This is a genomic window from Enterobacter cloacae (genome assembly GCF_013375935.1).
GTDB lineage: Bacteria > Pseudomonadota > Gammaproteobacteria > Enterobacterales > Enterobacteriaceae > Enterobacter > Enterobacter pasteurii.
In genome coordinates this window covers 902,310-924,347 of the sequence record NZ_CP056117.1, presented here as the reverse complement: position 1 = coordinate 924,347, position 22,038 = coordinate 902,310, and the positions used below count along the sequence as shown (strand labels likewise).

Genomic DNA, 22,038 nt, shown 5'->3' with positions numbered 1-22,038 from the left:
TTAATTAAACAGGAACGATTATGAGCTTTAGTATTGCAACGTCCGGTCTGAATGCGATTACCGAGCAGCTGAGTGCTATCTCTAACAACATTGCCAACTCCGGTACCGTGGGGTTTAAATCCGGGCGCGCGGAGTTTTCCGCGCTGTACGCGGAAAGCCAGCCGCTGGGCGTGGGCGTAACTGCCGTTACCCAGAGCATTACCAAAGGGGGAAGTATTACTTCCACCGGTACCGCGCTGGATCTGGCCATCAACGGTAATGGCTTTTTTATGGTTCGCGATAGCGCAGGTACTACCGCCTATACCCGCGCGGGCTACTTCGGCACCGACAGCAACGGTCATCTTGTCAACAACAAAGGGATGTATCTTCAGGGTTATCCTGTCGATGCCAGCGGTACGCTCCAGGTGGGCACTATCGGCAACCTGACGATCAGCAGCGGTTCGATTCCGGCAAAAGCGACGGAAAGTATCGCTTTTACCGCCAACATGGACGCGCGCGCGGACGTTCCGGCCACTACGCCATTCAATCCTAAAGACAACACCTCCTATAACAACTCCTACACCACTCAGGTTTATGACTCGCTGGGCCGTGAGCACACCCTGAACCAGTACTTCGTGAAAACCGGCGAAAACGCCTGGGAAGTGCACTACTACATGGACGATACGCCGGTGACCAGCGGCGGTACGGAGCAGGTACAGAAGCTGACCTTTAACAGCCAGGGCGTGCTTACCGATCCGAGCGGAGCAGTCACGCTGACCGCGGATGTTGCGGGCGCTAATCCCATTACGCTTGACATGACCTATGGCGGCACCAGCCAGTATGGTTCTGATTTCTCCGTCAGCAAAAACAAAGGCGACGGCTATGCCTCCGGCGAACGTACGGGCCAGGCAATCGATCAGGACGGCTGCGTTTATGCCACCTTCTCTAACGGCGAGCGTTTGCTGCAGGGGCAGCTGGTGCTGGCGAACTTCGCTAATCCGAACGGCCTGTCCGCGCAGGACGGTACAACCTGGTCACAAACCACCAGCTCTGGCGCGCCGCTGACCGGCACGCCGGGTACCGGCCTGCTGGGTTCTGTTGTTTCCGGGGCGCTGGAGTCGTCAAACGTCGATCTGACCGCCGAACTGGTCGGGCTGATGACCGCCCAGCGAAACTATCAGGCGAATACCAAGGTGATCAGCACCAACGACAGCATGATGACCTCGCTCTTCCAGGCGGTGTAATCGATGGATCGCCTACTGTTCACCGCCGTCAGCGGCGCCTCGCGAAGCCTGACGCAGCAGGAAATCCACGCGAATAACCTGGCGAACGTTAATACCCAGGGTTTTCGTAGCGATCTCGACAAAGCGCTCACGCAGCAGATTAACGGCGAGGGATATGCCTCGCGTTATCTGGCGCAGCCCACTCAGGGCGGCGTCGATATGACGCCGGGAGCCATGCGTGAAACCGGGCGTGACCTGGATATTGCCGTGAAGGGCGACGGCCTGATTACGCTGCGCAGCGGCACTCGTGAGGTCTACACGCGTAACGGCCAAATCGACATCAACGCCGATGGCGAGCTGTCAGTCAGCGGCCTGCCGCTGGAGGGCGATAACGGCCCGATCGTGCTGCCGCCTTACTCCTCCATCTCAATCGGTGAGGATGGGGTAATCACCATCGTGCCGGAGGACGGCGACATCGCCGCCCCGATGGATATTGACCGCGTGAAGCTGGTGAATATCCCCGCCAGCGAGCTCAGCAAAAACGAAGCCGGTTTCTTGATCACCAGCGCGGCGTTTAATCCGCGTGACGAAGAGGTGAAGGTGGCCGCCGGACATCTTGAATCCGCCAACGTGTCGGCCATCAGCGAAATGGTCTCCAGCATTGCGCTCAATCGCCAGTTTGAAGCGCAGATCAAGATGATGAAAGCCGCTGAAGATCTCGCAAACGCCGGTAACCGCCTGATTCGCGGCACCTGACAACACATTTGAGGAATACAGATGAATCCCGCTTTATGGATCAGTAAAACTGGGCTAGCGGCGCAGGACGCCAAAATGACCGCCATCTCCAACAACCTGGCGAACGTCAATACCACCAGTTTTAAACGTGACCGCGCTATGTTCGCCGATCTGTTCTACCAGAATCAGCGCACCCCGGGCGGCCAGCTCGATCAGGACACTATCTCACCGACGGGCATCCAGTTCGGTACCGGCGTCAAGATTGTCGGTACCCAGAAAGAGTTCACCGTCGGCAACATCCAGAACACCGGGCAGAGCCTGGACGTGGCGATTACCGGGCAGGGCTTTTTCCAGGTGGAAACGGCCAACGGTGATATCGCCTATACCCGCGCCGGTAACCTGCAAAAATCGCCTGAAGGCGTGCTGACGAACGCGCAGGGGCTGCCGCTGATCCCGCAAATCGAACTGCCGGATAACGTGAAGGATATTCAGATCGGCAAAGACGGCACCATCACCGCGACGGTCGCGGGTGAAACCGATCCGATTGAACTGGGGCAGCTGACGCTGGTGAATTTTGTCAATCCGGCCGGTCTCGAGGCTGTCGGCGGCAACCTCTATCGTGAAACGGCCGCCAGCGGTGAAGCGGTGGAAGGCGTACCCGGTGAAGAGGCGTTTGGCCAGCTGGAACAGGGTTCGCTGGAAGGCTCCAACGTGCAGGTTGTTGAGGAGATGGTCGATATGATCACCGTCCAGCGCGCCTATGAAATGAACGCCAAAATGGTTTCTGCCGCTGACGACATGCTGAAGTTTGTTACGCAGTCGATGTAAGGGCAGAGCCGTAAAGTGAAAGAGATGAAAAAGCAGGTAGCGATCGGTTTACTGGCGCTGGTGCTGTCGGGCTGCGAAAGCCCGGCACTGCTGGTGCACAAAGACGATGCGGCGTACGCGCCGCCGGAAGATTTCGCCATGCCGGAGACGCACGTCCGCGGCGGTGGCGTCTATAACAGCGGCTATAACTGGTCGCTTATTCAGGATCGCCGCGCCTATCGTGTTGGCGATATCCTGACCGTAAAGCTGGACGAATCCACCCAGGCGAGCAAGCAGGCGCGAACGAACTTTGGCAAGAAGAATGACGTCTCGCTCGGCATCCCGGAGGCCTTTGGCCACTCGGTGGATAAGCTGTCCGGGTCGGTAGATGGTAACCGTAACTTCAACGGTAGCGCCACGTCGCAGCAGCAAAACAGCCTGCGCGGAGCGATCACCGTGGCGGTTTATAAAGTCTTGCCCAACGGCGTGCTGGCAATCCGCGGCGAAAAATGGCTCACCCTCAATCAGGGAGATGAGTACATGCGGGTAACCGGCCTCGTAAGAGCCGACGATATTGAGCGCGATAACTCCGTCTCCTCACAGCGTATCGCCAACGCGCGTATCTCCTACGCCGGACGCGGCGCGCTGAGTGATGCAAACGCGGCCGGCTGGCTGGTGCGCTTCTTTAACCATCCCCTGTTCCCTATCTGACGGAGTCGAGCGTGTTTAGACGAATTTTACTGCTCCTGTGCCTGTACAGCCTTGGCGTTGCTGCCCAGCCTTTGCGCGATGTGGTGGACATTCAGGGGGTACGTGGTAACCAGCTGATCGGCTATAGCCTGGTAGTGGGTCTGGACGGAACCGGGGATAAAAACCAGGTGAAGTTCACCAGCCAGTCGGTCACCAATATGCTGCGCCAGTTTGGTGTCCAGCTGCCGGCCAAAATTGACCCGAAGGTGAAAAACGTCGCGGCCGTCGCCATTAGCGCCACGCTGCCGCCGGGCTACTCGCTCGGACAAACCATTGACGTCACCGTCTCTTCCATCGGCGATGCCAAAAGCCTGCGCGGCGGAACGCTGCTCCTGACTCAGCTTCGCGGTGCCGACGGTGAGGTGTATGCCCTGGCGCAGGGTAATGTGGTCGTGGGCGGCGTGAAGGCGGAAGGCAATAGCGGTTCCAGCGTTACCATCAATACGCCAACGGTAGGCCGCGTACCGAACGGCGGTTCGGTGGAACGTGAAATCCCGAGCGATTTCCAGCAGGAGCCGACGGTGATGCTGAACCTCAAGCGGCCGAGCTTTAAAACCGCCAACGCGGTAGCGGTAGCGCTGAATAACGCCTTTGGGGCAGGAACGGCGACGGCCCAGAGCGCCACCAATGTCTCCGTGCGTGCCCCAATGGGGGCGGGCGAGCGGGTGGCTTTTATGTCGTCGCTTGAAGATGTCCAGATCAACGCCGGCAAGCAGCCGCCGCGGGTGGTGTTTAACGCCCGGACCGGCACGGTGGTGATCGGCGATGGGGTGATCGTCCGCGCCGCGGCGGTTTCTCACGGCAATCTGACGGTCACCATTCGCGAATCCGCAAACGTCAGCCAGCCCAATGCCTTTGGCCGTGGACAGACGGTGGTGACCCCGCAGAGCGACGTTGACGTTAATCGCGGACGTGGGCAGATGGTGACCATCTCAGCCGGCACCAGCCTGCGCAGTATCGTCAATACCCTCAACAGCCTGGGGGCGGCCCCGGATGACACGATGGCTATCCTGCAGGCGCTGCACGAAGCCGGGGCGCTGGATGCTGAACTGGTGGTGATGTAATGCTGAATGCGATTAACCGACAAACCGCTATTCTGCCGGGTGATATTACCGGCCAGGTAAAGCCGCAAACGCTTGAACAGGCCGCCGGGCAGTTTGAGGCGCTGATGCTGCGCTCAATGCTATCGCAAATGCGTAAGGCCTCCGACGTGCTGGGGGAAGATAACCCCTTCAACAGCAAACAGCAGCGCATGATGCGCGATTTCTATGATGACAAAATGGCGTCAGAGCTGGCCTCCCAGCGCAGCACCGGCATTGCTCAGATGATTATTAACCAGCTTTCCCCGCAGGTGACGGCCCCGCTTAAGAATCAGGTGGAAGCGGCCGCTTTACAGGGACAACCGCAGGAACGCCATTTGCAGTCGTTCCAGATAACCGAAGGACAGGAGTAAGCCATGAGTATGTTCGATATCGCCTATAGCGGACTGCAGGCAGCTAACATGGGGATGCTCGTCTCGTCGATGAATGCGAATAATCTGCTGACGCCAGGCTATACCCGTCAGGGGATTGTTCAGAGCGCCATCGGCCCGATGGGCGAGGCCGGACTCTCGCCGGGTAACGGCGTTCAGGTGAACAGTATTCGCAGGCTCTCCAGTCAGTACCTTGTCAACCAGGTCTGGCAGACCAACACCAAAGCCGCCTATTTCAGCATGGGTAACGAGTACGTCAGCTCCCTGGAGAAGGTCATCGGCACCGACTCGACGAGCCTCGGAAATGGCCTGGACGATTTTTTTAGCGCCCTGAACGCCCTGACGCAGCAGCCTGAATCTCAGGCGCTGCGCCAGCAGCTGTTGAACCAGGCAAACACGCTCTCTACCCGCTTCAACAGCATGAATGATTTTATCTCCAGCCAGAAAGAGTCCATCAACACGCAGCGTGGGGCGATGGTGGAGCAGATCAACACCCTGAGCGGCAACATTGCAGAATACAACAAGAAGATTGCTGCGATGGAATCCACGGGCGGCAACAGCAGCGTATTGCGCGATCAGCGTGACGAGCTGGTGAAGACGCTGAGCTCAATGGCTGACGTCAAAGTAACCGACGATAGCAACGGCTACACCGTCTCGTTAAGTAACGGTCAGCCGCTGGTGAGCGGCAAGACGGCGGGCAAGCTTAGCACCGGTAAGGACAGCAACGGTAATACCACGCTGACGCTGGCGTTTTCGACCAGCGAGTTTTCCCTCAATCCCTCAACGGGCGGTCAGCTGGGGGCGCTTTATGACTATGAAACCGGCACGCTGAAGCAGATGGGCGACTCCGTGCAGGGCATGGCGCAGGCCGTGGCGGATATGTTCAACACACAGCTGGCGCAGGGCTACGATCTGAACGGCAAGCAGGGGAAACCGCTGTTCACCTTCGATGCGTCGAACCCGGCGGGCATGCTACAGGTAAACGATCTGGCTCCCGACGAGCTGGCGCTTTCCGGCGACCCGAAGGAGCCGGGCAATGGCGACAACCTTAACGCCCTGCTTGAGCTGAAGAACCAGAAAGCCGACATTCCGGGGATGGGCAACATGAGCCTGAACGAAGGGGCGGCGGCCATTATTTCGACCATCGGTATTGCCAGCAAGCAGAGTAAAACCGAAATGGATGCGGCCGTCGCGGTAAGGGACGACGCGCAAAAGCAGCGTGATGACCTGAGCGGCGTGAATCAGGATCGTGAGGCGATGAATCTGCAAGCCTACATGCAGGCCTACCAGGCGAGTATGAAGGTGATTTCCACGGGTAATCAGGTTTTTAGCGATCTGCTAAGTATGTTTTAAGCGCAACCACGGGATCTGAAATATGCAAGTAAGCAGCCTTTTTCTCTATAACGCCATGATGTCGCAAATGGGCGTTAATAGTTACCAGATGGGCAAACTCACGGAACAACTGTCGACGCAAAAGCGTATTAACGTACCGTCGGACGATCCGGTTATCGCCAGCCGTCTGGTACAGCTTAATCGCGAGCAGTCAGCCATTAAGCAATATCAAAGCAACATCACCAGCCTGAGCGGCGCGCTGTCGATACAGGAGTCCCATATCAACGCCCTCAGCAACCAGGTGATGTCCGTGAGCGATAAGCTTAAGCTGGCGAATAACGGTTCGCTGAGTCAGAAAGATCTGGCGAGCTACGGTGCGGAGCTGGGATCTATGCTGGACTCGCTGGTGGCGACGATGAACAGCAAAAACGAAAACGGGAGCTACCTGTTCTCCGGCACCATGACCGACAGCAAAACCGTCACGCTGGACGAAAACGGTCAGTACGTATTCGGCGGCAATGAAAAGACCCGGGAAACGACGGTGGCCAACGGCGTTAGCATTACCGAAAACACCAATATTTCCCACGCGTTTTCCAGCTCAGGCAACGATCTGGAGATGCTGAACAAGCTCAAAGCGCTGAGTGAGAAAATGCAGGATCCGAACGCCAGCCTGACGGATTACCAGGACGACCTGACGGCGATGATCGATATGACCCAGACGACCAGCGATAGCCTGGGAGCGCTGTTTACCGATCTCGGCGGCCGGCAGAACCGACTGACGCTTATTGATGATGCCCATACCGATGTTAGCCTGTCGAACGGCCAGCTGGAGACCGATCTTAATGAGGCGGATTACGCGACGACTTACACGAAGCTCCAGCTGTACAATACCTCGGTCCAGATCTCGTATAAGGCCTACAGCATGGTCAGCAATCTCAATCTTTTCAGTATGTTGTAAAATGATATGCAAGTCGGTTTAAAAACATCCTCACCGCTCTCCAGCGCACCGGCACCCGCCGGGCGCGGGAATATCGATGCACCGCAGACCGTCGGGCGGGTACATTTGCCCGACGCTGAATTTACCCGTCATTCATTTCCTGAATCCGCACTGCTGTCGCGCCGGCCGATGCGCTATAACGTACAGCTCAATCAGCAGCTGACCGCCGTGCAGCAGGCGGACAGCTATCTGGCGAAAACCGAAACGCAGCTGCTCCAGCTGCGCCAGACTTCCGGTCGCAGCGGGGATGCCAGCGTGCAGACTGCTGCGCTGCAAAAGCACCTTTCACGCCGTATGCAGCTTTCCGGCGGTACGATCGATCGCCATCTCAACGCCTCGCTGGAGAAGAAGAACGCGGTTAATTTCACCCTGCCGGGCAGCGAAAAATTAGTGCAGTTCCCGGCCGGGGAAACGCTGATCTTCGCGCTTGGGGGCACCCGACGGGAGATGGCTGCCGTTGCGCTGCCGGAAGAGGCGACGCCGCGACAGACGCTGACAAAGCTGAATGTTGGTCTGGGGCGCTTAGGGATCCATGCCAGCCAGACGGACAGCGGCCAGCTGCTGTTCAGCGTTGATGAGAGCAGGTGGGAGCAGGTGAAGCAGCACTTTTCGGTGCGTGGCGAAGGTAAACTTTATCCAGCCGATGCCTTCACCCTGCTGGCCCCGCAGGCGGAAAGCGCGAACAGCGATGAGATGATGGCGCTCTCCGCGCGGCGGGAGCGAGAGGGGCAAATGAAGTTGCAGGATACCCTTAATCACATCACCAGCCAGCGCAGCAAACTGCGCCAGCAGCAGGACCGCGTCAGCGCCCGTATAAACGATATGGCGACGGTGTACAGCTCACAGCAGGCGCTGCACACTTCACGCAGCCTGGGTGAGGGGCTGGCTCGCAGCGCCGACAGTTTTAGCCAGCTGTCGCAGGCGCTGGGTGCTCAGGCCAACGTCCGGCTGGCAACGGTTAAAAACCTGCTGGGCTAAGGGCCATTAATGCCGGACAGCCACGTCATCGGGACGCCGGGTAGAGGAATATCGCGCCGTTTTGTCCCACCACCAGCGACTTGTGATTAAAAGAGAGCGGCTCCATCCAGTAGTTGGAGTACATGAGCTGGTCGACAAGGCCATCTATCATTAGCCCCTTCTGCTCGGTGCTGTAGTAAATTGGGGTGAGCGTAAAGTAGATTCGCCCGTGTTTTTTCTGCGTCGGCGTAAACTTTCCCTTCAGGACAAAGCGGTTGTCGTCCGGGCTGGTGATATTGGCCATCAGTACGCCGCGCGTGGTTTTCAGGCTCACATCGTAAATCTCTTTTTGCTGTGACATCAGGTCGTAAAAGCCCATCTGGAAGTCATCTTCCACATTGCCGTACTGTAGCGTTGAGGTCGTGGTGAAATACTTAAACGCCAGAACGACGAGCGTCGCCAGAACGGCGATGACGATCGCCACGTTAAGGCGTTTTGCACGTAGCCAGTTCATGAAGCTTCCTTCGGGTTTCTCGCAGGATCAGGTTGTTGAGTTGGTCCGTATCGGTACGCCAGTGGTAGATGGACATCGCCAGCTGTTTATTGTCGCATTTATTGGACAGCGTGAAGCTGTAGTTCAGCGACGAATTGGTGCTGTGAAAGAAGATCTGCATCGTGGCGGACTGCATCTGGATCTGCTGGTTGATGGCATACAGCGAGTCTTTTAACTTGCCGTACAGGTTCACGGAGATATAGGGCGGATCGCCTGCCGTTTCGACGGCATAAATGTGGATATTGCTGTAAACGCCCGGCTGGATCTCCCGTGAAACCAGATGTTCGCTGTAGCCGCCCAGCAGGTACCAGCAGGCGGCTGTCGTAAAGAGGGCCGTGGCGGCCATCACCAGTAAAAAGCTAACGATGCCATGACGACGCCATTTCGGCTTCAGCACCGGGACGGGCTCCATTACCGGTGCAGGATCGTCGTTACCTTCAGGCTGCTCCGGTTCAGTCAGAGGCTCAGCGTTAAGCGACGCCTCGGCAGGCGGAACGTCAGCCTCCGCATCTTCCCCATCGCAAGGCTCATCGGTTTCGATCAGACGACAATACTCGGGCTCAATCAGATAGCCCTTGCGCGGAATAGTCTTGATGATGCGCTGGTTTTTACCATCATCCTCTAATGCGGTGCGCAATGCGTGAATGGCATTCGGCAAGCTATTATTGCCGATGACCCGGCGTTCCCAGACCAGGGTCGTTAACTCTTCGCGGGTAAATATTTTACCCGCATCCTGAACCAGAATATCCAGCAGCTTGAGCTGATATTCACCCAGGCGCTTTCGTTCCCCTGTGGTTAAATGGAGAATAGAGCCTGAAGCGACGTCAACCAGCCAATTATTTACGGAGCAATAACGTTTATTCATTTATATGTTATGGATTCAACCACCCCATTATTATGGCGATAACCTGTTGAACACCCGGAGGGATCAGAGGTTATCCGATTGAGTTGTTAACTCCATTTAGAATTCTTAATGAATGCCGCATGCCTGCGGAGATTAAAAGAGGACGTAGTCTTCCCTGTTGTTGCTCGATTTTATGCTACAGCGGGAAGGTTTTCATCTGTTTTACGCCCATAAGGGAAGGAATGATCGTTTCCTGCCCTCTTTTTACGCGATTAAAATGTGATGCGCAACACCATTTTTAACTTAGCGAGCAGGAAGAAATGAAGCAGTTTGTTTTATGGTTAACAAGAATCATTAAATAAAACTTATGTTATTTAGATGATTAAAAAGTGAAGGTGTTGTGTTATTGTTGTGATCTGTTTGATAATGATCATTGTTTCTGTGGCGAACTTAAAAAAATAATAATTCCCATTTAATTTATTGAATTTTTGGCCGCTTTAATAAAGCTTTTATATTTGTTTCCGAATGAAACCGGATAAATAAGAACGTTACTTTTTATATTAAATATTATTAATAAAGATACCAAAATGCCCCTGTCCTGCCGGTGAAAAGACACGATGAAAAAAGATCGTTGGCGTGAGCCTTTTAGCAATTTTTTAATCCTTAGAAATCAACCTGCTATTTCTATGCCTGCGTAAAAAATAAGCATTCGGTAACCGTTGATTTAATCTTCGCGCCTGCCGTGTCGTCTTTACTGAATACACCATCTGTATCACCAGGACGAAAAAGGAATCCTTATGTCATTCTCAATTTTTACCAGCTCTTCCTCCATGGCATCTACCAATGCGATGAATAAAGCCAACAACATGCTGTCCACCGCAATGGAGCGCCTGGGTACCGGTAAACGCATTAACTCCGCTGCTGACGATGCGGCAGGTCTGCAGATCGCGACCCGTCTGCAGGGCCAGACCAACGGTATGGACGTTGCAAAGCGTAACATCGCCGATGCGACCGCGCTGCTGCAAACCTCTGAAGGGGCGTTCGATGAAGTGAGCAACATCATGTACCGCATGAAAGACCTCGCAACGCAGGCAGCGAACGACACCAACACTCAGAAAGACCGTGACGCGATCAACTCCGAGCTGAACGACCTGAACGCTGAGCTGGGCAACATCATGAACAACACCTCTTACGCGGGTGACAAACTGTTCGGCGCATCCGGTAAGTTCTCTAAAGAGCTGAACTTCCAGATCGGTTCTTCTACTGATGAAACCATGAAGATTAACCTGTCTGCTGAACTCGGCGCTAGCGGCGCAGGCGCGCTGACTACCTCTGGTGGTCTGTTCTCAACTATTCAGGGCACGGCTAGTGCAGTAAACGCCAGCGGTAAGCTTGAACTGACGGACGCCGAAAGTGCAAAAGCTCTGATGAGCTCGCTGGAAACGACTCTGGATCAAGTCGGTGCCGTTCGTTCCAAAATGGGTGCGAGCATTAACCGTCTGAGCCACACGGCGGCGAACCTGGCAAACATGAAAGACAACACCGATCTGGCGCTGAGCAATATCCGCGATGCTGACATGGCCTCCGAAGCGTCAAGCATGACCCGTAACCAGATGCTGGCACAAACCAGTATGTCCATGCTGAAGCAGTCCAACAGCATGTCCGGCATGGTTATGTCTCTGCTGGGCTAATCCAATCTGGATAAAAGCTGAAAAAACACCGCTGTATGGCGGTGTTTTTGTATCCGGCTTCGCCTTTCCCCCGGGCGGAAAAAGCGGAAGTCCTCCTTCCAGCTTGTGCATAACCACCTGAAAAACCACAAATAAAAAATTGGCACGATAGTTGCTATGTCTGAAGCATACCGAACTACATTTGCGTGCCAGGAGAACCAATAATGTCTGATTTCGATCCAAAACAGATGGCGACAACACTGGCGACCTACGACGTCCTTGCACTGCAAAACGCGATCGCCACCCAGACAAAAACCTATGAAGCCCAGTCGTCAGCCCTTTCGTCGCTGCGTACCGCGCTAACGACGTTCCGCACGTCAATTAATGCCCTGAATTCCACCAGCGCCAGCGTCCTGAAAAATATCGCCACCATGAACCAGGAGGGGATTGCGACGATCAACGCCAGCGCCAGCGCGCGTAAAGGGACCTACAGCCTGAACGTCACCCAGCTGGCGACCGCTCAGCAGATCAGTTTCGACAAGCTGGACGATGACGCGATTAAAAATGCGAGCGGAACCCTGAAGATCAATCTCAATGGCGAGAGCATGGAGATTGATATGGATGGTCTGGACAGCCTTGCTGATTTTGCCGATGCGATTAATAAAACTGACTTCCCGAGCGCGTCGGATCCCACTTCCACCACGGCGGCCAGCGGGCAGAACGGAGTTACCGCTTCACTGATGCGAATTGACGGCAAAGTCTCGCTCATGCTGAGCAGTGACCAGAGTGGCGAGAAGTACAAAATCGAGATGGATACCAGCGGCATGTCTGCCGGGCAGGATATTTTTGCAGACCAACAAACGATTACTGACGGAAAGGACGCGCTCTTCACGCTCGGCGATTCCACCAGACAGTATGCCAGCAGTTCCAACACCCTGGACGATCTGGTCGATGGCGTCTCTATTAAGCTGACCGGCACTACCGAAAAGAACAAACCGCTGGTGATTTCGATCGACACCGATAACACCGAAACGAAAAACCAGATCCAGGCGTTTCTCGATGCCTATAACACCCTGCGCGATACCCTCACCGGCATGACGAAAAGCGGCAGCAGCTCGGAAAAGCGCGGCGCGTTTGCCGGTGATGCCACGATGTCCTCGCTCGGCACCGATATTGGCAATCTGCTGCGCGGCACCTTTGGTGACCAGAACATGAGTAAGTTCGGCATCTCCGCCGATAAAGACGGCAAGCTCACCCTCGATGCTGACGTGCTGGAGAAGCAGCTCAAAAACGATCCGCAGACCGTCGCGCAATTCTTCAACGGCAACGACGGCATGCTCAAGGCGATGGATAAATCGCTGGATAAATACCTCAGCACCAGCAGCGGCATGCTGAAGGGACGCCAGGAAATCCTCGATCGGCAAAAAACTGACATCGATACCAAAACCGAAAAAATGAACTTGCGTTATGACGCCTCTTACAACCGCTACTACAAGCAGTTTACGCAGCTGCAAAAAGTCATGACGCAGATGAACAACACCATGAGCATGTTTGTTTAATTCTAAGGGAACCGACTTTCAATGTACGGAAATGATCAGGAAGGCTACGGCCTGTATCAACAATCCGATCTGGCTATTCAGGCCTCGGCGGCGAATCCGCATCAGCTGGTGCTGATGCTGTTTAACGGCCTGATGGATGAGCTTGTTCGTGCCAAAAGCCATATTGTTGCCCGTCGCTACGAGCGTAAGGCCCAGAGCATCAATAAGTGCATCGACATTCTCAACGCGCTAACCAGCGCGCTGGATTTTGAAAAGGGCGGCGAACTGGCGCTGAGCCTGGCGAACCTATACGACTACTGCGTTTATCGCCTGTATGACGCCAGCCATAAGCTCTCGGTCGACATCATTGACGAAGTGGAAACGATCCTTGGCAACATCCAGGACGGCTGGCAGCGAATGGGCCAGGGGGCATGAGGATGCTGCACGTCATTCAGGCCCTGACGCGGGGTTTACGCCAGGCGACGGAGGATCATAACTGGTCCGCCGTCATGAACGTTGACGCCAAAATCGCCGAGCTACTGACCGCGATTCAGGGGAAAACGCTGGAGGTGGACGAGCGACAGGCGCTGGATAACCTGAAAAAGATCCACCTTCAGGCGCGTGATTACTGCCAGGTAGAGAGCGACAGGCTGGCCGTCAAGCTTAACCTGACGATGCGCAATCGTGAAGGGGCGGCCGCGTATGCCCAGTTTGCTGACGATGAAGGAATGCGCTGATGGATATCCTCAACCTGGCGCAGGGCCTGGTTAACGGTTCTGGCCTGCCGATGCAGGCCGAACCCATTGCAGGCCCGAAAGCGGTAGCGCATACCACACAAACCCCGGCGGCGTTTAACGACGCGCTGCTGAACGTGATTGATTCACTCATGATCGGGCAGGGGAAGGCGACACGCGATATTGCCGTAAGCGCGGTGCCGCTCCCGCAAGGCAGTGACGATGACGAGGAAACCGCTAACGAGCCGGTGCCGGGAGATTCACTGCTCAGGGCTGATGCGCCGCAGCAGCTGCTGGAAGCGCTGCTGATGACCAGCCAAATTCCGGTGCACGCTTCTGCTGGCTTTCCCGGTAAAGCGCAGCCCGTCGATGATGTCATGCTGAAAAACCTGCAGCCGCAGGGGGTGATGCAGGGAGCGGCGAAGGGAGTGCCGATGGGCATCTCTGCCTCGCTTTTGCATCAGTATCCGGTGCCGTCACCGGTGAGTCCCACCGATTCCGCGGCGAGCCCGCAGCCCGTTATTCATAGCGTCGCTCCAGCGCTGATAACGGCGATGGTTCCGGCGGCGCAGACGAACACCTTTGCGCCGCTGCCGACAAGCGATATTACCGCCACGCCGGCGGCCGCACCGGCAACGACCACCACCACCCTGAAAATGGATCCGGAGCCTTCGCGCTGGGGTGAACAGCTACAGCGTGCGCTGGGCGAGCGTTTGCAGGTGCAGGTAAAGCAGCAGGTCCAGCATGCCACCATCCGCCTCGATCCGCCGGATATGGGCAAAATTGATATTTCCATGCAGGTCGAAAGCGGACGCGTGCAGGTGCAGATCAACGCCAGCCATGCTGAGGTCTATCGCGCCCTGCAGCAAACGAGCAACGACCTTCGTCAGAGCCTGACGGAGCAACATTTTGTCCAGGTCAACGTGCAGGTGTCATCCCAGTCCGGGGGGCAGCAGCAGGGCAGAGGGCAATCCTTCACCGGGCAGCATAACGCCATTCTGGCGGGAGCGGAAATCGCGACCCATACGACGGCGTCGCAGGATCTCCGCAGCGATGACTCGGTACTACTGACGGTTTAAGACAAGACTATATGAACGTAAAAACACTCTCTTTCGGCCTCGTTATCGCGCTCTTCACCGCCATGCTGGCGGCGGGAATGACGGTAGTGGGTACTCATCTGCTGCGCATGGATGAAGCAACAGGCAGCAGTTTCTTATCCGGGATATTCACCAGCTCTGACAAAGAGACCGTGGAGTTTGTGGAGATTAAAAACGTCGTTATCACCCTGAAAGGAAACGGGGACACGGAACGCTATCTGTTGCTGGAGCTGAACCTGGCGACCAGCAGTACGGAAGACGCGAGTAAAGCGAGAGACATGATCCCCGCGGTGCGTGGCGCCACGGTGAGCCTGCTTTCCGATCTCGACTACGACGACGTGCGCGCAATGAGCGTTAACCAGCTGCACGATAAGCTGCAGGCAGCCTACGTCGAACGGTTCAAAAGCCTGAAGATGGATGTCCCCTTTGAAGACGTCATCATCAGCAAAATGGTCTTCCAGTGACGGTTAAGCCGTAATGGAAATGATGGACTTTATCGCCAGCGACACCCTGACGGCGGCAGATGAAGCGCGCTATGTCAGCGCGTATTTGCCGCTGGTCAACAAAGTGGTCAAACAGCTCTCGTATCAGACCAGCAGCGTGATCGATCGGGAAGATATGGAGCAGATTGCCCTGATGGGGCTGTTGACCTCGCTGCGCCGCTACGGGCATCCGGATGCCCAGTTTGCCGCCTACGCCGTACAGCGCATTCGCGGGGCGGTACTGGACGAACTGCGTCTGCTGGACTGGCGCCCCCGTCGCCTGCGGCAAAAAACGCACAAGCTAAACGACAGTATCCGCGATATTGCGCGCCAGCTTGGGCGGACGCCCACGTTTGAAGATATTAGCCGCCATCTGTCCATCTCCGCGGAGGAGTATCAGGAATATTTATTGCTGGACTGCGCCAAAACGATAGAGAGCCTGGATGAACTGTTAGGCAATGACGCCCTTACGGGTGCGCTGGATAGCCGAAAGCTGGAAGACGAAATCGTCACCAGCCGGACGCTGCGCAGCGCGCTGGCAGCGCTGGACGAGCGTGAACAGCTGATCATGACGCTCTATTACCAGCACGAGATGAGCCTGAAAGAAATCGCTCTGGTTCTTGATTTAACGGAAGCCAGAGTGTGTCAGCTCAATAAAAAAATCGCCCAAAAAATTCAGTCTTTTTTCCAGAAGTGAAAGGTGTATGCAGAAATTCTTCGGTATCGTAATTATCCTGGGCTGCGTGGTTGGCGGCTTTCTCATGTCCGGCGGCCATCTCGCCTCGTTCTGGCAGCCCGGTGAAATTATCATCATTCTTGGCGCGGGCTTAGGCGCCATGGTGCTTGCCAACCCTCGCGCCGTTCTGTCGGAAATGTACCGCCAGTTTCGCGGCATTATGCGCAAAAACGAATACACCAGTGAATATCAGCGCCAGCTGCTGATGCTGTTATATGAACTGCTTGAGCTGGTGCAGGACGGCGGCCTGAAGGTGCTGGATGAGCACATCGAGGCGCCAGAAAACAGCGAGCTTTTCCAGCGATACCCGCTCATGCTGCACGATAAGGCGCTGGTGACGTTTATCTCGGATAACTTCCGCCTGATGGCAATGGGCAAGATTAACGAACACGAGCTGGAAGGCATTCTTGAGCAGGAGCTGGTTGCCATGGAAGAGAACCTTCTCCAGCCGTCCCGCTCCCTGCAGCGTACCGCTGAAGCGATGCCGGGCTTCGGTATCTGCGCCGCGGTGTTGGGCATCATCATTACCATGCAGTCCATCGACGGTTCCATTGCGGTGATTGGGGTGAAAGTGGCCGCTGCGCTGGTGGGGACGTTTCTCGGCGTCTTCTTCTGCTATTGCTTAATGGATCCTGTTGCGAACGCGATGGAGCAGCGCACAAAAAAACAGCTCGCGGTACTGGAGTGCGTGCGTACGGTGCTGGTTAATCACGTGGCCGGTAAGCCGACGCTACTGGCGGTGGATGCGGGCCGCAAAATGCTGCCAATGGATTCCAAGCCTACGTTTGCCACCCTTGACGGTTGGGTGGAACAGATGACGGGTGGATCCTGATGCGTAACAGCAAAAAAGGACATACCACCATCATCAAACGCTCCTCGCGCAAAAGCCATGACGCTTTTCACGGCGGCGCGTGGAAGGTTGCCTTCGCCGATTTTACGCTGGCGATGATGGCGCTGTTTATGGTGCTTTGGATTATGGGCGCGGTGACGGAAGAGGAACGTAAAGAGATTGTCTCGCTTCTGAACGGCGAGTCTATTTTTGAAGGTAATACGTTAACTCCTGTCACCCAAAAAGAGGGGAACGGCGGCGAAATTTCGCTGTTTGACACGCGTCACGCCAGAAAAAAAGATCGGCCTGAAACGCAGGCGAAGAAAGAAGTCACGCCAGCGGTTCAGAGTGAGAAGACGGAGAGCCTGGAAGAGGTTAACGCGCGGTCTAAAAGCGAGATTGAGGATCTGGCGCGCATCATTATGAAGATCACCTCAGCCTATGATGCACAGGCCAACCTGAAGATGGAGATTGTGCCGCAGGGGCTGCGCATCCTCATCACCGACGATCGCAAACGCGAGATGTTCCAGCGCAGCAGCGCCATCCTGACGCCATTCTTTAAGCGCTTGCTCACCGAGTTTGCGCCCGAACTGAACAAAATTAATAACAAAATCATCATCACGGGACATACCGATGCCACGCGCTTTCGCGATCAGGTGCTTTATAACAACTGGAATCTCTCCGGCGAGCGCGCCATGCAGGCGCGCTCGGTGCTGACCCGCAGCGGCCTGGATCCCAATAAAGTTTTGCAGGTCAGCGGCATGGCTGACCAGATGCTGCTCGATCCCGAGCATCCGCTGAGTTCGGCTAACCGCCGTATTGAAATCATGGTGTTGACACACTCGGCCAGTGATTCGCTGTATCAATTTTTCGGTCAGCACGGTGAAAAAGTCATTAAGCCACTGACCGAAAAACTCACTCAAGACCATTAACCCGATTGTTGTGCTGTGAACCTTTTCCTCCTTACCACTGCATTTGTACCTGGGCGGACTGCCTCCCACCAGGTACGTTTTTTTTACTTTATTTTGCTGCTGCTGTTGTTGCCGGGGCACGCCAGCGCAGCCCCTTTACAGGCAAAAATCCCGGAGTCCAGCGCTCACAGTGACGCGCAAAAGCGCAAGCAAAATCGTCTGCGGCTGATGGCAAAAGCGAAAAAGCGTGTCGCCGTGGTGCCGCCGACGCCAGAGCAGAAGCGTCTTGAGATTGCGCGGCAGCAGGCCGAGCGCGCCCGAAATCGGGAGATGCTGGCGATGCACGCCCGCTGGGCTCCTGGCAACCTGGGCGGCTCCGAAGCGCTCTGGGATGAGGTGCAGGATGGCGTAGTGACGACGCGCTCCCCGCAAAAGACGCTCATCAAGCTGCGAACGGTGATACATCGCCTGGAGAGCCAGCTTGGTAAACCCTATCTGTGGGGCGGCGATAGCCCGAGCGACGGCTTCGACTGTAGCGGGCTGGTCTTCTACGCCTTTAATCATGTACTGGATCGCAAGCTGCCGCGCACCGCCAACGGCATGTTTCAGGACAACGCCCTGAAGCCCGTCAAGCAGCAAAAGCTGCGGCGTGGCGATCTCGTCTTTTTCAACATTAACCAGCGACCCGGCGCGGATCACGTTGGTGTGTATCTCGGTGATGGCCGTTTTATTGAAGCGCCACGTACCGGACTGAAGATTCGTATCAGCCAGCTTTCTGACAATTTCTGGCAATCCCGTTATTTGGGTGCCCGGCGCGTTCTGTAGCCTGGCCTGACCTCTAAACTCCCTTTTGGACTGAGAAAATCATGACCGTAACCCGTATGAAATTCGCCATTGATGATGGATCTACAAACGTAAAAATTAGCTGGATTGAGAACGGCACGCTGAAGACGGTGGTATCACCGAACTCCTTCCGCAAGGACTGGAAAAGTGCGGCACTGCTGCGCGGTCAGTCGGTCTACAACTACACCATCGGCACCACCAAATATACCTATGATGCGACCTCCGATAAGGCGTTATCCACCACCCATATTGACTATCAATATGACGATCTTAACCTGCTGGCGGTACACCATGCGCTGCTGCTGACCGGCATTACGCCGTGTGACGTGGAGGTGATCGTCACGTTGCCGATTACCCAGTTCTACAACCCGGATGACTGCCAGCGCAACGAAAGCCGCATTGAGGCTAAGCGCCGTAACCTGATGCGGGATATCTCTCTCAATAAAGGTGAGCTGTTCCGTATCGTTGATGTTCAGGTGATGCCGGAAAGCCTGCCCGCCGCGCTTTCGCATCTTCTGAACTCCAGCGTTACCGAATTCACCCGCTCGCTGGTCATTGACTGCGGCGGCACCACGCTGGATATGGGGGTTATTGTCGGCGAGTTCGACGATGTCTCCGCGATTTACGGGAACAACGAGATTGGCGTAGCGATGGTGACCGATGCTACCCGCAAGCTGCTGGCGGCGGCCGACAGCGACTCCAGCTATCTGGTAGCGAATGAGCTGATTAAACGCCGTCACGATATGGATTTTGTCAAAAGCGTCATCAACGATGAGTCGCGTATTGAAGAGATCCTGGAGCGGGTGGAAATTAAGATCCAGGAGCTGGGTGACCAGGTGGCTTATGAAGCGAAGAAATTCGCCAAAAACCCTAACCGGGTTTATCTGGTCGGGGGCGGTGCGCACCTGGTGGAATCCGCCGTTCGCGAGGCCTATGCGACGCTCGGCGACCGGGTGATTGCGATTGATAACCCGCAGAGCGCGCTTTCCCGCGAGATATGCCTCTATCACGCCGAGAGCGGCGTGGAGACGGTAGCCGAGCCGCGCATGGCCGAGGTGGGCGAAGATGAGTAACAGGCGCATTCGCCGCGTTGATCTATCGCTGCATTTGTCGCCAGAGCAATCGCGCGCGGACCTGCGCGCGATGCTACAGCTGAAAAAGTGGCATCAGGCGCTTAGCCAGGCGGGCAGTAACCCGGGTGATATCAGCATGGAAATGCGTCGTTTCCATCGCAACGTTTACCTTGCCGGTCTACAGCTACAGCTGCTGAGCCCGCCGCTGTGCAGCCATATTGCCGAGTCGCTGGGGCGCGAAGCGTTAACTCTGGAGGCGCTGTGCAGCGAGCTGGCAAGCGGCGAACTCCTGCCAGCCGCTACGGCGTCCGCGCCAGAAGCGCCCGCGTCGAGCGGTGAGTTTAGCAAGCAGCAGTTGCGGCAGATGCGCGCGCTGATGTCGGACGCACTACAGCGACAGAGCGCGCCGGATGAAGCCTCACGCCAGGCGCTGGAGCAGTTACATAGCGAAGTGGCGCAGCTCAAGGCCCTGCTCGACCAGCAAAACGTGCTGCTACAACAGCTACGGATGTCCGGCCGTGCCGCCGAGGCCGAAACGGCTAAAAAAGGGCTTACGGAAACGCTGGACGTGAATGCCCTGAATGCGCCAACGGAAAAAATGAAGCAAATCCGCAAGAAAGGCATTTTTTAGGGCCGGGGGAGCGACGGACGATGCGCTAAAAAAAGACCATAAATTACAATGGTCTTTTTTATGAACAAGTATACGCGGAACGTTACTCGATATTCTGAATCTGCTCGCGCATCTGCTCAATCAGGACCTTCAGCTCAATTGCTGAATTGGTCACCTCGGCATTGATAGACTTAGACGCCAGCGTGTTCGACTCGCGGTTGAACTCCTGCATCATAAAGTCGAGGCGGCGGCCTACGGCTTCTTTCTTCTTCAGAATGTTGTAGGTCTCTTTAACGTGCGCTTCCAGGCGATCCAGCTCTTCAGCCACGTCCACGCGCTGTGCCATCAGCACCAGCTCCTGCTCCAGCCGGTTGTTTTCGAGCTGGACTTCGGCCTCTTCAAGCTTAGCGACAAGGCGCTCGCGCTGCCACTGCAGCACTTCTGGCATATGGGCGCGAACTTTCGCCACTTCGGCGCTCACGCCTTCAAGACGCTGCTCAATCATCGCCTTCAGCGCCTGGCCTTCGGTTTCGCGGGCCACGATAAAGTCATCCAGCGTGCCGTCGAGCGCCGCCAGGATTTCAGCGGCGATCGCGTCCAGATCCTGCTCTCCTGCGGCCATTACGCCAGGCCAGCGCAGAATATCAACCGGGTTGATCTCGCCTTCATCGCTTTGCATTTTGACCCAGTTCGCCGCATTCACGAGCTGTTTCGCCAGCTTTTCGTTGAGGATCAGCTCGCCCTGCGCGCTGGCATCGGGCTCAAAGCGCAGGTTACATTCCACCTTTCCGCGGGTCAGACGCGTACGGATACGCTCACGCACCACAGGCTCAAGGCTGCGGAACTGTTCCGGCATACGGAAATATGTTTCCAGATAGCGCTGGTTTACCGAGCGCATTTCCCAGGTAGCGCTACCCCAGCTACCCTTGATTTCACGCCGGGCGTAGGCGGTCATACTGCGGATCATAGACATTCCCGTTTTTAAAGGAGAGATGGGGGGATTATAGCTTTCGGGGGCTTCTCAGGATAGGAATAAGCGTCCTTTATCCGTATAATGCGCAGCCACATTCGTTTCAAGCCGGAGAATCCATCATGCGTCCATCAGGTCGTAGCGCCAATCAGGTGCGTCCCGTCATCCTGACCCGTAACTATACAAAACACGCTGAAGGCTCCGTGCTGGTTGAGTTTGGTGACACCAAAGTGCTTTGCACCGCGTCTATCGAAGAGGGCGTGCCTCGCTTCCTGAAAGGTCAGGGCCAGGGTTGGATCACCGCCGAATACGGCATGTTGCCGCGCGCAACCCATACCCGTAATGCCCGTGAAGCGGCGAAGGGTAAGCAGGGCGGCCGTACCATGGAGATCCAGCGCCTGATCGCGCGTGCGCTCCGCGCCGCGGTTGATCTGAAAACGCTGGGTGAGTTCACCATCACGCTGGACTGCGACGTGATCCAGGCCGATGGCGGCACGCGTACGGCCTCCATTACCGGAGCTTGCGTGGCGCTGGCAGACGCGCTGAACAAGCTGGTGGCCGCCGGTAAGCTGAAAACCAACCCGATGAAAGGGATGGTTGCCGCGGTTTCCGTCGGTATCGTTAACGGCGAAGCGCTTTGCGATCTGGAGTACGTTGAAGATTCTGCCGCAGAAACCGACATGAACGTGGTGATGACCGAAGATGGTCGCATCATTGAGGTGCAGGGCACGGCAGAAGGCGAGCCATTCACCCATGAAGAGCTTCTTACCCTGCTGGCGCTGGCCCGAGGGGGAATCGAATCTATTGTAGCGACGCAGAAAGCGGCGTTAGAAAATTGATTTTAAGGCGACCGATGAGTCGCCTTTTTTTTGCCCGTAAGACAGAAAAGACAAAGGA

At 55.9% G+C, this 22,038-nt stretch carries 25 protein-coding genes; 22 read left to right on the top strand and 3 right to left on the bottom strand.

The window, feature by feature from the left end:
* Nucleotides 1–20 precede the first annotated feature (20 nt).
* From flgE to HWQ14_RS04320, 9 genes are read left to right on the top strand one after another with little or no spacing between them, the layout of a single operon-like run.
* A complete protein-coding gene (gene flgE / locus HWQ14_RS04360; protein ID WP_176609056.1) occupies nt 21–1,223 on the top strand; it encodes a flagellar hook protein FlgE in 1,203 nt (400 codons plus the stop codon).
* Nucleotides 1,224–1,226: 3 nt separating this feature from the next.
* On the top strand, nt 1,227–1,958 hold the full coding sequence (locus tag HWQ14_RS04355) for a flagellar basal body rod protein FlgF (protein ID WP_176609055.1): 732 nt from the start codon (nt 1,227–1,229) through the stop codon (nt 1,956–1,958).
* A gap of 21 nt (nt 1,959–1,979) precedes the next feature.
* Complete coding sequence (flgG, locus tag HWQ14_RS04350; RefSeq protein WP_148420467.1) at nt 1,980–2,765, top strand: flagellar basal-body rod protein FlgG; 786 nt, start codon at nt 1,980–1,982, stop codon at nt 2,763–2,765.
* Nucleotides 2,766–2,789: 24 nt separating this feature from the next.
* Entirely contained in the window at nt 2,790–3,455 is a 666-nt protein-coding gene (gene flgH / locus HWQ14_RS04345; RefSeq protein ID WP_176609054.1) for a flagellar basal body L-ring protein FlgH, read from the top strand.
* An 11-nt stretch (nt 3,456–3,466) separates the two neighbouring features.
* The gene (locus HWQ14_RS04340) at nt 3,467–4,558 is read left to right on the top strand and encodes a flagellar basal body P-ring protein FlgI (protein ID WP_176609053.1); all 1,092 of its coding nucleotides are present in this window, start codon (nt 3,467–3,469) and stop codon (nt 4,556–4,558) included.
* The gene (locus HWQ14_RS04335; protein ID WP_176609052.1) at nt 4,558–4,947 is read left to right on the top strand and encodes a rod-binding protein; all 390 of its coding nucleotides are present in this window, start codon (nt 4,558–4,560) and stop codon (nt 4,945–4,947) included. The genes HWQ14_RS04340 and HWQ14_RS04335 overlap by 1 nt, the downstream gene beginning before the upstream one ends.
* Nucleotides 4,948–4,950: 3 nt before the next feature.
* The gene (gene flgK, locus HWQ14_RS04330; protein ID WP_176609051.1) at nt 4,951–6,318 is read left to right on the top strand and encodes a flagellar hook-associated protein FlgK; all 1,368 of its coding nucleotides are present in this window, start codon (nt 4,951–4,953) and stop codon (nt 6,316–6,318) included.
* Nucleotides 6,319–6,340: 22 nt separating this feature from the next.
* Nucleotides 6,341–7,255, top strand: a complete 915-nt coding sequence (flgL, locus tag HWQ14_RS04325; RefSeq protein WP_176609050.1) for a flagellar hook-associated protein FlgL — start codon at nt 6,341–6,343, stop codon at nt 7,253–7,255.
* Between the two features lie 6 nt (nt 7,256–7,261).
* A complete protein-coding gene (locus HWQ14_RS04320; protein WP_176609049.1) occupies nt 7,262–8,272 on the top strand; it encodes a hypothetical protein in 1,011 nt (336 codons plus the stop codon).
* A gap of 25 nt (nt 8,273–8,297) precedes the next feature.
* Here the strand turns inward: HWQ14_RS04320 and HWQ14_RS04315 are convergent, their stop codons facing one another.
* Together HWQ14_RS04315 and HWQ14_RS04310 are read right to left on the bottom strand one after the other, a co-directional pair.
* Nucleotides 8,298–8,765 carry a hypothetical protein gene (locus tag HWQ14_RS04315; RefSeq protein ID WP_176609048.1) on the bottom strand — a complete coding sequence of 156 codons (468 nt, stop codon included), beginning with the start codon at nt 8,763–8,765 and terminating at the stop codon, nt 8,298–8,300.
* Nucleotides 8,737–9,669 (bottom strand): winged helix-turn-helix domain-containing protein, encoded by a 933-nt coding sequence (locus HWQ14_RS04310; RefSeq protein ID WP_176609047.1) that lies wholly within the window; start codon nt 9,667–9,669, stop codon nt 8,737–8,739. The genes HWQ14_RS04315 and HWQ14_RS04310 overlap by 29 nt, the downstream gene beginning before the upstream one ends.
* 776 nt (nt 9,670–10,445) lie before the next feature.
* Between HWQ14_RS04310 and HWQ14_RS04305 the strand changes: the two genes are divergently transcribed.
* From HWQ14_RS04305 to HWQ14_RS04250, 12 genes are all read left to right on the top strand, one after another.
* On the top strand, nt 10,446–11,339 hold the full coding sequence (locus HWQ14_RS04305; protein ID WP_176609046.1) for a flagellin: 894 nt from the start codon (nt 10,446–10,448) through the stop codon (nt 11,337–11,339).
* A 203-nt stretch (nt 11,340–11,542) separates the two neighbouring features.
* Complete coding sequence (gene fliD / locus HWQ14_RS04300) at nt 11,543–12,877, top strand: flagellar filament capping protein FliD (RefSeq protein WP_176609045.1); 1,335 nt, start codon at nt 11,543–11,545, stop codon at nt 12,875–12,877.
* Nucleotides 12,878–12,898: 21 nt separating this feature from the next.
* The gene (gene fliS / locus HWQ14_RS04295; RefSeq protein ID WP_176609044.1) at nt 12,899–13,291 is read left to right on the top strand and encodes a flagellar export chaperone FliS; all 393 of its coding nucleotides are present in this window, start codon (nt 12,899–12,901) and stop codon (nt 13,289–13,291) included.
* Nucleotides 13,292–13,293: 2 nt separating this feature from the next.
* Nucleotides 13,294–13,593, top strand: a complete 300-nt coding sequence (locus HWQ14_RS04290; RefSeq protein ID WP_227009605.1) for a hypothetical protein — start codon at nt 13,294–13,296, stop codon at nt 13,591–13,593.
* Nucleotides 13,593–14,669, top strand: a complete 1,077-nt coding sequence (locus HWQ14_RS04285; RefSeq protein ID WP_176609043.1) for a flagellar hook-length control protein FliK — start codon at nt 13,593–13,595, stop codon at nt 14,667–14,669. The genes HWQ14_RS04290 and HWQ14_RS04285 overlap by 1 nt, the downstream gene beginning before the upstream one ends.
* 11 nt (nt 14,670–14,680) lie before the next feature.
* Complete coding sequence (locus HWQ14_RS04280) at nt 14,681–15,151, top strand: flagellar basal body-associated FliL family protein (RefSeq protein WP_176609042.1); 471 nt, start codon at nt 14,681–14,683, stop codon at nt 15,149–15,151.
* Nucleotides 15,152–15,164: 13 nt separating this feature from the next.
* Entirely contained in the window at nt 15,165–15,866 is a 702-nt protein-coding gene (locus HWQ14_RS04275; protein ID WP_148420471.1) for a FliA/WhiG family RNA polymerase sigma factor, read from the top strand.
* Nucleotides 15,867–15,873: 7 nt separating this feature from the next.
* Nucleotides 15,874–16,737 (top strand): flagellar motor stator protein MotA, encoded by an 864-nt coding sequence (gene motA / locus HWQ14_RS04270; protein WP_148420472.1) that lies wholly within the window; start codon nt 15,874–15,876, stop codon nt 16,735–16,737.
* Nucleotides 16,737–17,666, top strand: coding sequence for a putative lateral flagellar export/assembly protein LafU (lafU, locus tag HWQ14_RS04265; RefSeq protein ID WP_148420473.1), 930 nt, complete (start codon nt 16,737–16,739; stop codon nt 17,664–17,666). The genes motA and lafU overlap by 1 nt, the downstream gene beginning before the upstream one ends.
* Nucleotides 17,667–17,873: 207 nt before the next feature.
* Nucleotides 17,874–18,470, top strand: coding sequence for a C40 family peptidase (locus HWQ14_RS04260; protein WP_176609041.1), 597 nt, complete (start codon nt 17,874–17,876; stop codon nt 18,468–18,470).
* Between the two features lie 41 nt (nt 18,471–18,511).
* Nucleotides 18,512–19,561: a plasmid segregation protein ParM domain-containing protein gene (gene parM / locus HWQ14_RS04255; RefSeq protein ID WP_176609040.1), complete on the top strand. Its 1,050-nt coding sequence runs from the start codon at nt 18,512–18,514 to the stop codon at nt 19,559–19,561.
* Nucleotides 19,554–20,192 carry a hypothetical protein gene (locus HWQ14_RS04250; RefSeq protein ID WP_176609039.1) on the top strand — a complete coding sequence of 213 codons (639 nt, stop codon included), beginning with the start codon at nt 19,554–19,556 and terminating at the stop codon, nt 20,190–20,192. The genes parM and HWQ14_RS04250 overlap by 8 nt, the downstream gene beginning before the upstream one ends.
* Nucleotides 20,193–20,274: 82 nt before the next feature.
* Here the strand turns inward: HWQ14_RS04250 and HWQ14_RS04245 are convergent, their stop codons facing one another.
* Entirely contained in the window at nt 20,275–21,138 is an 864-nt protein-coding gene (locus HWQ14_RS04245; RefSeq protein ID WP_148421678.1) for a YicC/YloC family endoribonuclease, read from the bottom strand.
* A gap of 125 nt (nt 21,139–21,263) precedes the next feature.
* Here HWQ14_RS04245 and rph point away from each other — a divergent pair, with 125 nt between their 5' ends.
* Nucleotides 21,264–21,980, top strand: a complete 717-nt coding sequence (gene rph, locus HWQ14_RS04240) for a ribonuclease PH (protein ID WP_148421677.1) — start codon at nt 21,264–21,266, stop codon at nt 21,978–21,980.
* Nucleotides 21,981–22,038 lie beyond the last annotated feature (58 nt).